At 47.5% G+C, this 13,905-nt stretch carries 8 protein-coding genes and 4 tRNA genes; 7 read left to right on the top strand and 5 right to left on the bottom strand.

The genetic code is table 11. The features are described from left to right. Positions 1–32 precede the first annotated feature (32 nt). Genes N7386_RS01980 through N7386_RS01955 form a run of 6 tightly spaced genes read left to right on the top strand, consistent with a single transcriptional unit; the run spans position 33 to position 8,290 of the window. Positions 33–2,210 (top strand): type I secretion system permease/ATPase, encoded by a 2,178-nt coding sequence (locus tag N7386_RS01980; RefSeq protein WP_279766886.1) that lies wholly within the window; start codon positions 33–35, stop codon positions 2,208–2,210. Continuing rightward, positions 2,207–3,589, top strand: a complete 1,383-nt coding sequence (locus tag N7386_RS01975; RefSeq protein ID WP_086904749.1) for an HlyD family type I secretion periplasmic adaptor subunit — start codon at positions 2,207–2,209, stop codon at positions 3,587–3,589. The genes N7386_RS01980 and N7386_RS01975 overlap by 4 nt, the downstream gene beginning before the upstream one ends. A 26-nt stretch (positions 3,590–3,615) precedes the next feature. Next, positions 3,616–5,031, top strand: a complete 1,416-nt coding sequence (locus N7386_RS01970; RefSeq protein ID WP_279766885.1) for a TolC family outer membrane protein — start codon at positions 3,616–3,618, stop codon at positions 5,029–5,031. Then, a complete protein-coding gene (locus N7386_RS01965) occupies positions 5,028–5,636 on the top strand; it encodes an OmpA family protein (RefSeq protein WP_279766884.1) in 609 nt (202 codons plus the stop codon). Before N7386_RS01970 ends, N7386_RS01965 begins: the two co-directional genes overlap by 4 nt. An 18-nt stretch (positions 5,637–5,654) precedes the next feature. Further along, complete coding sequence (locus N7386_RS01960; protein WP_086904752.1) at positions 5,655–6,362, top strand: transglutaminase-like cysteine peptidase; 708 nt, start codon at positions 5,655–5,657, stop codon at positions 6,360–6,362. Positions 6,363–6,370: 8 nt separating this feature from the next. Continuing rightward, complete coding sequence (locus N7386_RS01955) at positions 6,371–8,290, top strand: EAL domain-containing protein (protein WP_086904753.1); 1,920 nt, start codon at positions 6,371–6,373, stop codon at positions 8,288–8,290. 181 nt (positions 8,291–8,471) lie between these two features. Here the strand turns inward: N7386_RS01955 and N7386_RS01950 are convergent. The 4 genes from N7386_RS01950 to N7386_RS01935 all read right to left on the bottom strand — a co-directional run bounded on the left by N7386_RS01950 (position 8,472) and on the right by N7386_RS01935 (position 8,898). Then, positions 8,472–8,548, bottom strand: a tRNA-Pro gene (locus N7386_RS01950). A 53-nt stretch (positions 8,549–8,601) separates the two neighbouring features. Beyond that, positions 8,602–8,678, bottom strand: a tRNA-Pro gene (locus N7386_RS01945). A gap of 14 nt (positions 8,679–8,692) precedes the next feature. Next, a tRNA-His gene (locus tag N7386_RS01940) sits at positions 8,693–8,768 on the bottom strand. 53 nt (positions 8,769–8,821) lie between these two features. Continuing rightward, a tRNA-Arg gene (locus tag N7386_RS01935) sits at positions 8,822–8,898 on the bottom strand. A gap of 208 nt (positions 8,899–9,106) precedes the next feature. Between N7386_RS01935 and N7386_RS01930 the strand changes: the two genes are divergently transcribed. Next, on the top strand, positions 9,107–11,737 hold the full coding sequence (locus tag N7386_RS01930) for a diguanylate cyclase (protein ID WP_086904781.1): 2,631 nt from the start codon (positions 9,107–9,109) through the stop codon (positions 11,735–11,737). Between the two features lie 29 nt (positions 11,738–11,766). On the opposite strand, the gene rep is transcribed toward N7386_RS01930, so the two are convergent. After that, the gene (rep, locus tag N7386_RS01925; RefSeq protein ID WP_011621182.1) at positions 11,767–13,782 is read right to left on the bottom strand and encodes a DNA helicase Rep; all 2,016 of its coding nucleotides are present in this window, start codon (positions 13,780–13,782) and stop codon (positions 11,767–11,769) included. Positions 13,783–13,905 lie beyond the last annotated feature (123 nt).

Genomic DNA, 13,905 nt, shown 5'->3' with positions numbered 1-13,905 from the left:
AATAAAATAAAAATCAAAGGATAGATAAGTAGGTGCCTGTTACAGCCTCAGAAAAAGTTGAGCAGTGGACTATTTCCGCTTCACAGCGGGTAATAGTCGACCCTCTACTTGATTGTTTAGTGTTGCTCACTGAACACTTTGGAAATCCATGCTCGAGTGATTCACTTGCGGCAGGTCTGCCCTTGTCTGGGGCAGCATTAACTCCCGATTTAGTACCGCAAGCGGCATCTCGCGCTGGGTTAGCGGCAAAACTGTCGCGCAAAGGGTTAAACGAAATATCCCCGATACTGCTGCCATGTATTTTGCTCTTAAAAGACAAGAAAGCCTGTATCCTGCGTGAACTCAACCTCGAGTCCGATAGAGCGGTTATCCAACTGCCTGAAACCGGCGGTGAAGAAGTACTCACAATAGAGTCACTTGAAACCTTATATGTCGGCTATTTATTCCTCGTAAAACAGGAATACCGTGGCGATATGGGGTTCGATGTTTACTTACACGACAATAAAACCCACTGGTTAGTACAAACCTTAAAAGACTCCGCGCCCATTTATCGAGATGCGTTAATCGCTTCGGTGCTGGTCAACATCTTTGCGTTAGTCTCCCCGCTGTTCATCATGAATGTGTATGACAAGGTTGTGCCTAACCTAGCCTTCGAGTCCCTATGGGTATTAGCCATAGGTGCATCTATCGCTTACCTATTTGACTTAATCATGCGACAACTTCGAAGTTACTTGATTGATGTTGCAGGTAAAAAAGTCGACATCATAGTGTCATCACGACTGTTTGCAAAAGCGATAGGTATCCCGCTTGAGCGGCGCGCACCGAGTATTGGCGGCATGGCCAAGCAACTGGGTGAATTTGATAATATTCGAGAAATTTTAACCTCGGCGACCATCACAACCTTGGTCGACTTACCATTTGCACTCTTCTTCCTCATCATTATCTACATTGTGGCGGGGGATTTAGCGGTTATTCCCGTGGTGGGTGGTTTGATTATTATCGGCTTTACGCTTTATACCCAACCTAAGCTAAAAGCTGCCATTGAAGAAGGTAATAAGTTCTCCAGCTTAAAACACGGTCATCTGATCGAAAGCCTCTCTGCTCTGGAATCGATTAAGGCCAACGGCGCCGAAGGGATTGTTCAGCGCAGCTGGCAGCAAATGATCGGCCATAGTGCAAACTGGCAATTGAGATCGAAAAAACTCTCCAACTCAGTCTCCAATATGGCTAACTTCATTGTGCAATTTACGGTTGTATGCGTAGTGATTTTAGGGGTATACCGCGTTGCCGATAATGCCATTTCCATGGGGGGGATTATTGCCGCGGTGATGTTATCGAGCCGAGCCATAGCACCGATGGCACAGCTAGCAGGTTTGATGACCCGCGCGAACCATACCGCCAGCGCACTACGCCAGCTCAACGAACTAATGGTACAAGAAGACGAATTCGAGAACAAAGGCCACCTCGTCAGCAAACAACGCTTGATGGGTAAAATCAACGCCGATCACGTAGGCTTTAGCTACCCAGGTTCAGAAAAACCTGTGCTCTACCCTATGACACTCACCATCAATCCAGGTGAACGCATCGCTATTATTGGCCGCAATGGTTCGGGCAAAAGTACTTTAGCCAAACTCTTGGTTGGCCTATTTCAACCCACCAGCGGGAGCCTGCGTTACGATGGCGTCGACTCGGCGCAAATTCATCCTAGCGATCTGCGCCGTAACTTTGGCTATTTGCCGCAAGACGTCACCCTTTTCCATGGCACTATCAGAGATAACATTCTATTCGGTACTCGCCAAGTGACCGAGCATCAACTGATCCGTGCAGTCCAACTGTCCGGTGTTAGCCAGTTCACTCACTTAGAAGCAGAGGGTCTGGATCAGCAGGTGGGCGAAGGCGGCATGTCACTGAGCCGCGGTCAAAGACAAACCGTTGCCCTTGCCCGTGCCACACTTAACGACCCACCAGTGCTGTTAATGGATGAACCCACAGCCAGTTTGGATGCGCGCGCCGAGCAGCAATTTATTCGCTCTATGCAAAATGTTAGTAAGGACAGAACCTTACTGCTGATCACTCACAAAATGCATTTATTACAACTGGTTGACCGAATTATTGTGCTGGAACGTGGCCATGTGGTTGCCGACGGACCTAAAGCCGAAGTGTTAGAAAAACTCAATTTTGGCCTAGTGACTGGAGGCCCTAAACAATGAGTAAAAATCTAACCGCAAACGATTTGGACATGGTGGATGATGTTTATGGCGCCATGATGACTGATGCCCCCAGTGGGCACAGACTCATTATTTGGGCCTTGGCAGCTATGGTTGTCTGCTTCTTGTTATGGGCAGGCTTTGCCAAGTTGGATAAAGTCACCACGGGTTCGGGTAAGGTCATTCCCTCTTCGCAAGTGCAAGTGATCCAGAGTCTCGATGGCGGCATCATGCAGGAGCTGTACGTGCGAGAAGGCGATGTCGTCACTAAAGGCCAACCTTTAGTTCGCATCGATGACACACGTTTTCGCTCCGACTTTGCTCAACAAGAGCAAGAGGTTTTTGGTTTAAAAACCAATGCCATCCGTATGCGTGCCGAGCTAGACAGCATATTGATCTCAGACATGACTTCAGACTGGCGTGAACAAGTTAAAGTCACCAAGAAAGCCCTAGTCTTTCCTGAAAGCCTAATCGAGGCTGAACCTGCGCTAGTGAAAAGACAGCAGGAAGAATACAACGGCCGCTTAGACAACCTAAGTAACCAGTTGGAAATTCTGGTACGTCAAATCCAGCAAAGACAGCAGGAAATTGATGATCTCGCCTCAAAAACCACCACCTTAACGACCAGTATGCAGTTGATTTCGAGGGAACTCGAACTCACTCGGCCACTCGCCAAAAAAGGCATCGTGCCCGAAGTCGAATTACTCAAGCTTGAGCGTGCCGTTAACGATGCCCAAGGTGAGCTAAACTCCTTACGATTACTCAGACCTAAGCTGAAGGCCGCATTAGACGAAGCCATTCTTAAGCGCCGTGAAGCCGTATTCGTTTATGCCGCCGATCTTCGCGCACAACTTAACGAAACCCAAACACGCTTATCACGTATGAACGAGGCCCAAGTCGGTGCACAGGATAAGGTGAGTAAAGCGATTATTACCTCCCCTGTTAACGGTACCATCAAGTCTGTGCATATCAATACCTTAGGAGGTGTTGTTCAGCCTGGTGTCGATATCGTGGAAATCGTTCCCTCAGAGGACCAACTGCTGATTGAAACCAAAATCCTACCAAAGGATATTGCGTTTCTGCACACAGGATTGCCCGCGGTAGTCAAAGTGACGGCCTACGATTTTACCCGTTACGGCGGCCTAAAAGGTACAGTCGAGCATATTAGTGCCGATACTTCACAAGACGATGAAGGAAATAGCTTCTACCTTATAAAGGTAAGAACAGAAGAATCCAGTTTAGTAAAAGACGATGGCACACAGATGCCAATTATTCCGGGAATGTTAACGACCGTTGACGTTATCACCGGACAAAGATCCATTCTTGAGTACATTTTAAATCCAATTTTAAGGGCTAAGGATACCGCGCTCAGAGAGCGTTAAGCCTGTTATAAACCGGGAGGTTTGCAATGAAGACTTCAGTTAGACAACAATTTCAATGTTCAAAACTAGCGATTGTATTATCAGTTATCCTGTTACCGCTATCGGCTCACAGCCAAACGCTCGAACAAGCGGTAGCACATACACTTGATACAAATCCTGACTTGCGCGTTGCGTTTAACCGCTTCAAGGCCAGAGAAGAGCAAGTGAATCAAGCGATTGCGGGCTATATGCCAACAATTGATGTCACTGGTGGCTATGGCTATGAACAAACCGATAGCGTATCAACCCGTCGACGTCCAAACGTGGGTGATGTTGATAGCAATGGGGTTGCTGAACTCAACCGTGGTGAGTTTGGTGTGAGCTTAAAGCAAATGCTATTTGATGGCTTTTATACCAGCAGTGAAGTTGATCGTTATAGCTTTGAAGCCAGTGCAGATCAGTGGGCGCTTCTTGCCGCAGCAGAAGACATGGCACTTGATGTCAGTAAGGTCTACCTCAACTATCTGCGCACCGATGAAGTGCTCAAATTGGCTGAGAAAAACCTCAACAGCCACAAAGATATTTATGAGCAAATCAAACAACGTACCGATTCAGGTTTAGGTTCGACTGCGGATCTCTCGCAAATTACCGGCCGTCTTGCCCGTGCTAATGCGAACGTGATTTCTGCACGTAATAATCTGCTAGATGCCAAAGCACAATTTATTCGTGTGATTGCGGCGGATCCTGTTGATTTAATCCAACCCGTACCGGATGCAGACTTACTGCCGAAAGATCTCAACTCGGGTCTTGCCGACGCGCAGGAAAACCACCCGATTTTAAAATCCGCAGCTAATGATATTCGTGCCGCCGAGAACGAACGTTCGTCGGTGCAAGCCAGTTATTATCCACAAGTCTCATTAGAGTTAAACGGTAACTGGAACAACGATGTGGGCGGTGAAGACGGCGTTAGCGCGTTAGCCAGCCAAAACGTCGGTGGCTACAACAACGATTTGGTTGCTATGGTGAGAGTGAGATACAACCTGTTCGCAGGCGGTAAAGACCTCGCCCGCGAAAAAGAAACAGCCTACAAGTTAGGTGAAGCCAAAGAAATCCGTCAACGCGCGCAGCGTGAAGTGGTTGAAGGCGTGAACTTGGCGTGGAACGCCTATGAAATGTTAGCCCCACAGAAGCAATATATCCGCGACCATGTGATGGCAGCAAAGGACACCCAATCTGCTTATGCCCAACAGTTTAACTTGGGCCAACGCAGCTTACTCGACTTACTGGATACTGAGAATGAGTTATTCGAAGCTCGCAAGGACTACTTACAGGCTGAATATGATGAAATCATTGCGAAATACCGTGTACTAAATGCGACAGGCCGCTTACTCGACTCACTGAAAGTGACTCGTCCAGAAGCATGGCGTGGCGAACGTAACTACGAAGGAGGAGCTAACCAATGAAAACCACAATCCTTTTCCTTAGCGTGGCGCTTTTAGCAGGTTGTTCCATGCGTGATACTGTCAATATTGATGATATGACAACAACTCAAGCATACGATCTTTCCGATAAGGATGGTGATGGCGTTATCGAAGCCCGTGAGCGTTGCAACGACACCGCCAAAGGCGCAGGTACGGATAATTATGGTTGCGGTCAAGTAAAAGCGATTAATGAGCGTAAGGAAATCAATGTATTATTTCCAAATGACTCAGCTTATATTGCACCAGAGTACTATCCTCAGATTGAAGAAATTGCGATGTTTTTACGTCAATATCCCACGACTAAAGTGACTATAGAAGGTCACACTAGCCGCACTGGGACAGATGAAAGAAACGCCGTACTTTCTCAAGAACGTGCTGATGCCGTCACCGCGGTGCTAGCGGATCGCTTCAGCATCGACAGAGCTCGACTCACAGCCATTGGCTACGGCTCTAGCCGTCCATTGGTACTCGAGCATACGCCTGATGCTGAAACCCGTAACCGCCGCGTAGTCGCGGAAGTGACCGGTGATGATACGACGACAGATATGAAATGGACGATTTACTCTGTCGATGAACCCACTAAATAAAGGCTAACAGAATAGGCTATGAACGGCAGGCTAAGGGATTACAATTCGTTTTTGCGGGCCTGTCGCTTAAGCCTAATCGCGTCTGCGCTTGCGGTCGGCTGTTTATATGCCAGCCCGACCCAAAAGCTGGATGAAGCCAAAATTACCTCAACGCTGGAGAAGCGTTATGGTGAGCGCGCGGGTATGCGTGCAAGAGCTTGGTTTAAAGTGGTGGCAGAAGCCAGCACGCTCGACGAAAAAGATAAACTTTTAAAAGTGAACAACTTTTTTAACTTATTCCGCTTCGTCGATGACATCAAGTTATGGGGAGAATCAAACTACTGGGCGACTCCAATGGAGTTTATTGGCGTAAATGGTGGCGACTGTGAGGACTTTTCCATTGCCAAATATTTCACGTTACTCCAATTAGGTGTGCCCGAAGATAAGATGCGGATCACTATGGTTAAAGCCACGAGCGTGAATCAGTATCATATGGTGTTGGCTTACTATGATACGCCTTCATCCATCCCTCTAGTACTCGATAATCTCGACCATGTCATCAAACCCGCAACACAACGTAAAGATCTCATACCCGTTTACAGTTTTAACGGTAAACAGTTATGGCTAAATAAAGAACAGGGACGAGGCGTTTTAGCTGGCTCGTCAACACGACTCGAAAAATGGAATGACCTTAACCATAGGTTAGGGGTTGATCGCCTAAGACAACCCAAATTAAAACTGGAGTAGCACCCAAGATGACACTGTTTAGACAGATTTATTCGCTGCTTTTTAGCCTGTTTTTGTTAGTAGTAGCAAGCCTTGGCTATGTGCAATTCACTGAGACTCAAAGCTTTTTAACCAAGCAAATGGAATCGGATCTAAACAACGCCAGTACTTCGCTTGGATTAATGCTTACTCCTGCACTTGAAGCTGGCGATACTGCGGCTGCCGAAACCTTAGTTAACGTTATTTTTGAAGGCGGCTATTATCAAAATATCAAGTTGACTTGGATGGTTGATGGCAAACAACAGGAATGGAATAACCCGCTAAAAATTGAAGATGTGCCCCAATGGTTCATCAATTTAAAACTATTTAAGACAATCAAAAAAGAAAGCACTATTACCTCTGGATGGTTACAACTGGCTCAACTAGAAATCACTGCGCACCCAGGTTTTGGTTACCATGAATTATGGCGAATTATGTCAAATACCATTATCGCCTTTTCATTGCTGTTTTTAGTCGCAATTTTTACTGCAAGATTAGGATTAACTTGGATCCTAAAACCACTCCACGCTTTATCTGATCATGCTAAAAAGATTGCTGCGCGCCAGTTTGGCCCCGATATGCCCTTGCCTAAGACCACAGAACTCAAAGATCTCGTTACCGCATTCAACAGTATGTCAGCTCAACTTAAACAACTCTTCCAATCGCTCGATGAAGAAGTTGGTACTTTACGTAAAAAGAATCTCACAGACCCCGCCTCTGGACTGCCTAACCGCCAATATGTGGTGAGCCGTCTCAATGGCTGGCTAAGCGAACCGAGTAGCGGTGCCCTATTTTTAGCTAAGCTAGACTGGCTCGAAGAAGTTCACAGTAAATATGGCTATCAGGTTCGCGATGAAACCATTCGCCTATTGGCCGAAAAACTGGTTCAGCAACTCAATGAGATCACCCCATCCGTGGTGGCGCGTATTGCCGCGTTTGAATTTGCTTTCCTCGTTACCGATGTCGAGCACGACCAAATAAGTAAGTACCTGCAAACCCTGATCCGCACCATCAACCAAGAAATCTCTAAAGCAGGCTGTAAGCCCAATGAGAACTTTGCCATCGGTGTCGCTGAACGCATCGGTCAGATGAAGGTGTCAGACATTCTGGCGCAGGCGGATAACGCGCTGCAAAAAGCCCTGAAGGAACATAAATCCTTCCATTGGTTCGAAACAACAGAGCAACAGCTGTTTACCCGTGAACAGTGGCGCGACAACTTAAGCCATGCCATCAGCAATAAGAAGTTTAAGTTCCGTTGGCAGCCTATCCAGTTTTGTAATGGTGATGGTGTCGCCCAGCGAGAGCTTTACTGTCAACTTGAGTTGGGCGATAAGGTGGCCCACGCTGGCCAGTTTATGCCCTATATTGAACTGCTATCACTCGGCTCTCTGCTCGATAAGTGCCTGATTGAGACAGTATATGAGCAAAAACTACTTGAGCGTAACTATGAGCCACTGGCAATCAACCTGACGCATCAAAGTATTAGCGATACCCTGTTCCATGACTGGCTCAATCACTTCCTGCGCAGCATGCCACAGGTCGAGCGCATCTGCTTTGAAATCCCCGAAGCAGGCGTCTATAGCGATTTAGAGTCCTGTGTGCTGTTATGCAATATTATTCGTGATAATGGCGCTAAATTTGGTATCGACCACTTTGGTCGCCAATTTGGCTCAATGTCGTACCTTCAAGAGCTAAGACCAAGTTACGTCAAGCTCGACCAATCCTTCTCCTACTATGACGAGGCCTCACATAATAGCGAGCTCTGCCGCGCCATTATCAATGTCGCCAAAGGATTGGATATTCAGGTGATAGTGACAGGTATCCAAGAAAAAGCGCAGTTAGAACGCTTTGATGAGCTTAAAACTGACGCCTATCAAGGCTTTATCGTTCCGCCAGAGAATATCGACTAAGTCGAATATCTTTGCATTAAGGCTCCTACGGGAGCCTTAATTATTTGAGCGGGGAGAATGGCTACTTGGCTATGTCGTGCAATAACGACTACTCGCAAGGCTTAAACAGAGGCATACAGCCGAGAGACAGATACAAAAAAGCCCCAGTTATTCCTAAGGAATTCTGAGGCTTCAATGTAATTGGTCGGTGATAGAGGATTCGAACCTCTGACCCTCTGGTCCCAAACCAGATGCGCTACCGGACTGCGCTAATCACCGTAACTGTTAACTATTTGCCTGAAAAATCAAGCGCGCTAGTTATGCGAAGAATGTGGTCGGTGATAGAGGATTCGAACCTCTGACCCTCTGGTCCCAAACCAGATGCGCTACCGGACTGCGCTAATCACCGAGATGTAAATGAAATGGGGTGACTGATGGGGCTCGAACCCACGACAACCGGAATCACAATCCGGGACTCTACCAACTGAGCTACAATCACCACTGACTTTCACTTTACTGCTAACCTTCAAGCTCACAACTCATTCGGAGAAATGGTGCGCCCAAAAGGATTCGAACCTTCGGCCTCACCCTCCGGAGGGGTGCGCTCTATCCAGCTGAGCTATGGGCGCTCGCCTTGGTTAGCGCCGCATATAGTATGGACAAATAGCCTTTGAGTCTATAGCTGTTTTGCACTTTTTTTACTGACTGCTCAAGTTTTGATACATTCGCATGCTTTTTCGACGAAACTCCATCGTAAATATGGCTTGGATGTTACGGTATTTCATGTTAAATATAACGTTTGGTAAACAATTAACGCAGAACTGATTAGTGAGTATCATGTTTAGGGATGAAGATGGAACTACCCCGCCTCGAGCTCATGAGGTTGAACGCTTAAAAAAGAGACTTAATCGCCTCAAATATTTGGCGCATAAGTATAAGCGTGCCGAAATCGTTCAAAATGCGTTACTCGAATTATCCCATATCGCGACTCAGGTTTCTTCCCTCGAAGAATTCTATCTAGGTGTGCATCAACACCTAAAGCAACTAATCTCTGCCGATAATTTTTTTATTGCCACTCTAGATGTGAATAGCGGGGACATTTCTGTTCCCTTCTTCGCCGATGAAAAAGACGCCCACCCCGCCCAACTCTATCCCGAGCAATCGCTATCCACCCTGCTACAACAGGGCTTAACGGGCTATGTCTTTCGCACTGGCGAAACCGTATTGTGCGATGAGGCTAAAGTTGACGAACTGGTTCAAGCGGGCGAGATAGTCAATCTCGGCTCGCCTTGTCACCTATGGCTAGGCGTCCCCATTAAACATGAAGGCATAGTGACCGCGGTACTCGTAGTGCAAACCTATGATACCAACGTGAGTTACGGCGATATCGAGGTCGAGTTAATGACCTTTATTTGCCATCACATTGCCGGCGTGATGGAAAGGCTTAAACATCAAGAACAACTAGAACAAGCCATTCAGCAACGCACTAAGGAACTCAGCCAAGCCTACGATAAACTCAAGCAAGAAGTGTATGAGCGCCGCAGAGCCGAGCGGTTACAAAAGTCGTTATTTGAGATTGCTGAACTTGCAAGCTCAGGCTCAGATAACCCTGACTTCTATGCCCAGTTGCATAATGTGATTCGCCATCTTATCCCCGCCAATAACTGTTATATCGCTCTGTTGAATGAAGAAGGCACTCACTTAACCTTCCCGTTTTACGTGCCGCAATTAGGTAATCAACATCCAGGTTCAAGGCCTTTGCAGGATGGATTGACCGAGTATGTGCTTAAACACAAGCGCCCATTATTACTCGACCAAAATGATATCAATGACTTAATCACCTCTGGCGAACTTTACGCTAAAGCCCCCGCACTAAACCACACCCAAACAATGCATCAATGGATAGGTATTCCACTGTTTATCCATGATGAAGTGCGTGGCGCCTTGACCATCTACAGCTTCAGCATGACCCAAAACTACCAAACTAAAGATTTGGAATTGCTGACGTTTGTATCCCAGCATATCGGCGCAGCCATCGAGAAAAAGCTAACGGCAGAATCTTTGCGCCGTAGCTATGAAGAATTAGAAGAAAAAGTCGCGGCACGCACCACGGCTCTTGCCGAGTTAAATAAGGATCTTGAAAAAGAAATCCGCCAACGCCGCAATATGGAAGCCAAGCTAGTGCATGATGCCAAGCACGATGCGCTCACAGGGCTGCCGAATCGCGCCATGTTTATGGAGCGACTCAACCAAGCCATAAAGCATGTGCGGCGCCATAGCCTAGAGCAGTTTGCGCTGCTCTTTATCGACCTCGACCGCTTTAAGCAAATTAACGACACTATGGGGCATTTAGAGGGGGATAGGTTCTTAATTGAAACCGCTACCCGCCTACGCGCCTGTATTCGCAGTAACGATACCTTAGCCAGACTTGGTGGCGATGAGTTTGTTATCCTGCTCGATAGCATTAATGGTATTAACGATGCCCGTGATGTTGCCGAGCGAGTAATTCAAAAAATCTCACTCTCCTATACCTTAGGGGCAATCGAGTTTCATTCGGGCGCCAGTATAGGCATCACCATCAGTGGCAATAAGCTAGATACCAGTGAATCCATGCTGCGCAATGCCGACACTGCCATGTACCAAGCCAAGGCGAATGGCAAAGGCTGTTATGTTATCTTCGACGATAGCGCCTCCCAGCAAAAGATGCAGGACATTGCCTTCGAAAATGATTTTAAGCAGGCATTGCAAACCGGTGAGTTACAACTGCAGTTTTGGCCGATTGTCGATTTACAGACACAGCAAACCCAAGCTTTAGAATGCCGTTTGACTTGGGAACATCCACAGTGGGGCACCATTCCACAGGAGATCCTCAGCCAGTTAGCCGAACAAGCGAACCTGATGGTCGAACTGGATAAGTATACGATTAGCTTGCTGGATAAGAGTTATCATCAACTACTTGCCAACCAAGGGGATAAAGTTGAATTACACCTTATGCTGTCGAGCCAACATCTAAAGCATAAGCACGCGCTACGTGGACTCAAAAACGCCCTAAAGCAGACTAAGCTTGCACTGCCACAGCTATGGCTGTTTTTTAATGAAAAGGCATTAGTGCTGGAAACAGAGAATCACATTAATGGCTTTGAGTTGTTGAAAAAGCTGGACGTGAACTTGGGGATCAGCCACTACGGCAGTGGCCACAGCTCATTAAATAGCTTGTTATTCTTACCCATTAAGGGCTTAAAGCTCGATGCCAACATCACCAAACAATTGCAGGATGAGCAACACATTAAGCTGATGTCGGCTTACCAGAAAGCGGCTTCGACCTTAGACTTACAAACCTTTGTCGACGGGCTACAATCCGCCGAGCAGATAAAAATCTTCCACGCATTAGGTTATCGCTTTGGCCAAGGCGGTGCCTTAGCCTCACCTTTTTTATTGTCAGACACCACACAACAGGTCTGTGCCTGAATGCAGTAATCACATGATGAATCTTGTGATTACTGCTTTTTAAACATATCCCTTAAATTTGAGATATGGCTGCGGCCAGTCTGCATGCGCTCCTGCTCGGTTTGCTGCGGTTTACGGTTCTCCCAAATAAGGTCATCCTGCGGTAACTCATGCAGAAAACGGCTCGGCTCGCAGCGCATGGTTTCACCAAACTGGCGACGCTCACGGCAGAGGGTAAACCACAGCTCGCGCTGGGCACGCGTAATCCCCACATACGCCAGACGACGCTCCTCGTCGACGTTATCTTCATCTATGCTGGTTTGATGCGGCAGAATGCGCTCCTCAACCCCCACCATAAACACGAAGGGGAATTCCAACCCTTTAGAGGCATGCAGCGTCATTAACTGCACCTGATCGCCACCTTCATCCTCGCTGTTACGCTCCATCATATCCCTAAGCGTCAGGCGGTTAACCACCTCAGGCAAGGTCATGGGTTCTTCTAACTCATCCCCCGAGAGCATTTCAGTCACCCAGCGATAGAGCTCGGAGATGTTTTTCATCCGCATCTCAGCGGCCTTGGCACTGGTACTGGTCTCGTATAAATAGTCTTCGTAATTAATCTTACGGATCAATTGTTTTACCGCCTCTACGGGCTCGCCTCGCTCGGCGTGCTCCCCGGTATCGACAATAAAACGGCCAAATTGATACAAGGCCGACATGGCATTAGGCGGTAAATGATGATTCAGCTCAGGGTCAAAAATTGCCTCAAACATGGAGATATGTTTCTCGTTGGAGAAGTTACCCAAACGCTCTAAGGTCGATGGACCAATGCCGCGCTTAGGCAAGTTTACCACTCGCAAAAAGGCGTTATCATCGTCGGGATTTACCACTAATTTGAGGTAGCCCATGATGTCTTTAATCTCGGCACGGGCAAAAAACGAGGTACCGCCACTTAACTTGTAGGGGATACGGTTAGTCATCAGCGCCCGTTCGAGCAGGCGAGACTGGTGGTTTCCCCGATACAGAATCGCGTAGTCACCAAATTGGGTACGGCCAACAAACTTGTGGCGAATGATTTCGGCAACGACACGCTCGGCTTCTTGCTCCTCATTGGCGGCAAACAGCACCCGCATCGGCTCACCATAAGCCAACTCGCTAAATAACGACTTATCGTACACATGGGGATTGTTGGCGATAAGGATGTTAGCCGCCCGCAAAATACGTTGGCTAGAACGATAATTCTGCTCGAGTTTAATCAACTTAAGCTTGGGAAAATCTTTGCCCAACAGCACTAAGTTCTGCGGTTTAGCCCCGCGCCATGAATAGATGGACTGGTCGTCGTCCCCCACTACGGTAAAACGCGCGCGCTCGCCCACCAGTAATTTGACCATTTCATACTGGGAAGTGTTGGTATCCTGATATTCGTCCACCAACAGGTATTGGATCTTGGTTTGCCAGCGCGTACGCACTTCCTCGTGATGCCTTAGCAATAAGGTCGGTAGCAGAATTAAGTCATCAAAATCTAAGGCGTTGTAGGCTTTCATATGCTGGGCATAACGCTGATACAACATTGCAAACAACTGCTGCTGTTCATCCTTTGCCAGCTTGCGCGCCTGGTCAGGAATAATCAGCCCACCCTTCCAGTTGGAAATCGCCCCCGCAAGAGCTTTGAGTAAGTCTTTATCTTCCTGTAATTCTTTTTGAGTCAGTTCTTTAAGGAGCGCGAGCGTGTCTTGGTCATCGAATAACGAGAACCCAGGCTTTAATCCCAGCACTTTATGCTCACGTTTTACAATCTCAAGCCCCAGTGTGTGGAAGGTCGAAATCCACAACCCTCTGGCCTCTTTGCGCCCCATAGACTGTGCGACCCGCTCCTTCATCTCGCGCGCCGCTTTGTTGGTAAAGGTTACCGCCGCGATATTTCGCGCATTGTAGCCACACTTTTGTACTAGGTAGGCAATCTTGTTGATAATTACGCGTGTTTTGCCACTGCCCGCGCCCGCTAACACTAAGCAGGGACCCGAAACATAATGAACAGCATCATTTTGGGCAGGATTGAGTTTCATCTTCGCGCAATATCCAAACAAGTCTTCAGAAGGGGGATGGGATCATAGCAGAAGCTAACGTTTTAAGGCCAACAAATCCCCTTGCAATCGTTATCACACCGCCGTGACAAAGCGCGCAATCGT

Source organism: Shewanella sp. GD04112 (assembly GCF_029835735.1).
GTDB lineage: Bacteria > Pseudomonadota > Gammaproteobacteria > Enterobacterales > Shewanellaceae > Shewanella.
Note: the sequence above shows the minus strand (reverse complement) of the source record. Positions and strands in the feature narration are given on the sequence as shown.

Excerpts from the sequence above, each read along its gene's own strand:
- N7386_RS01975 (WP_086904749.1), top strand. The coding sequence starts at position 2,207 with ATGAGTAAAAATCTAACCGCAAACGATTTGGACATGGTGGATGATGTT.
- N7386_RS01970 (WP_279766885.1), top strand. The coding sequence starts at position 3,616 with ATGAAGACTTCAGTTAGACAACAATTTCAATGTTCAAAACTAGCGATT.
- N7386_RS01965 (WP_279766884.1), top strand. The coding sequence starts at position 5,028 with ATGAAAACCACAATCCTTTTCCTTAGCGTGGCGCTTTTAGCAGGTTGT.
- N7386_RS01960 (WP_086904752.1), top strand. The coding sequence starts at position 5,655 with ATGAACGGCAGGCTAAGGGATTACAATTCGTTTTTGCGGGCCTGTCGC.
- N7386_RS01955 (WP_086904753.1), top strand. The coding sequence starts at position 6,371 with ATGACACTGTTTAGACAGATTTATTCGCTGCTTTTTAGCCTGTTTTTG.
- N7386_RS01930 (WP_086904781.1), top strand. The coding sequence starts at position 9,107 with ATGTTTAGGGATGAAGATGGAACTACCCCGCCTCGAGCTCATGAGGTT.
- rep (WP_011621182.1), bottom strand. The coding sequence starts at position 13,782 with ATGAAACTCAATCCTGCCCAAAATGATGCTGTTCATTATGTTTCGGGT.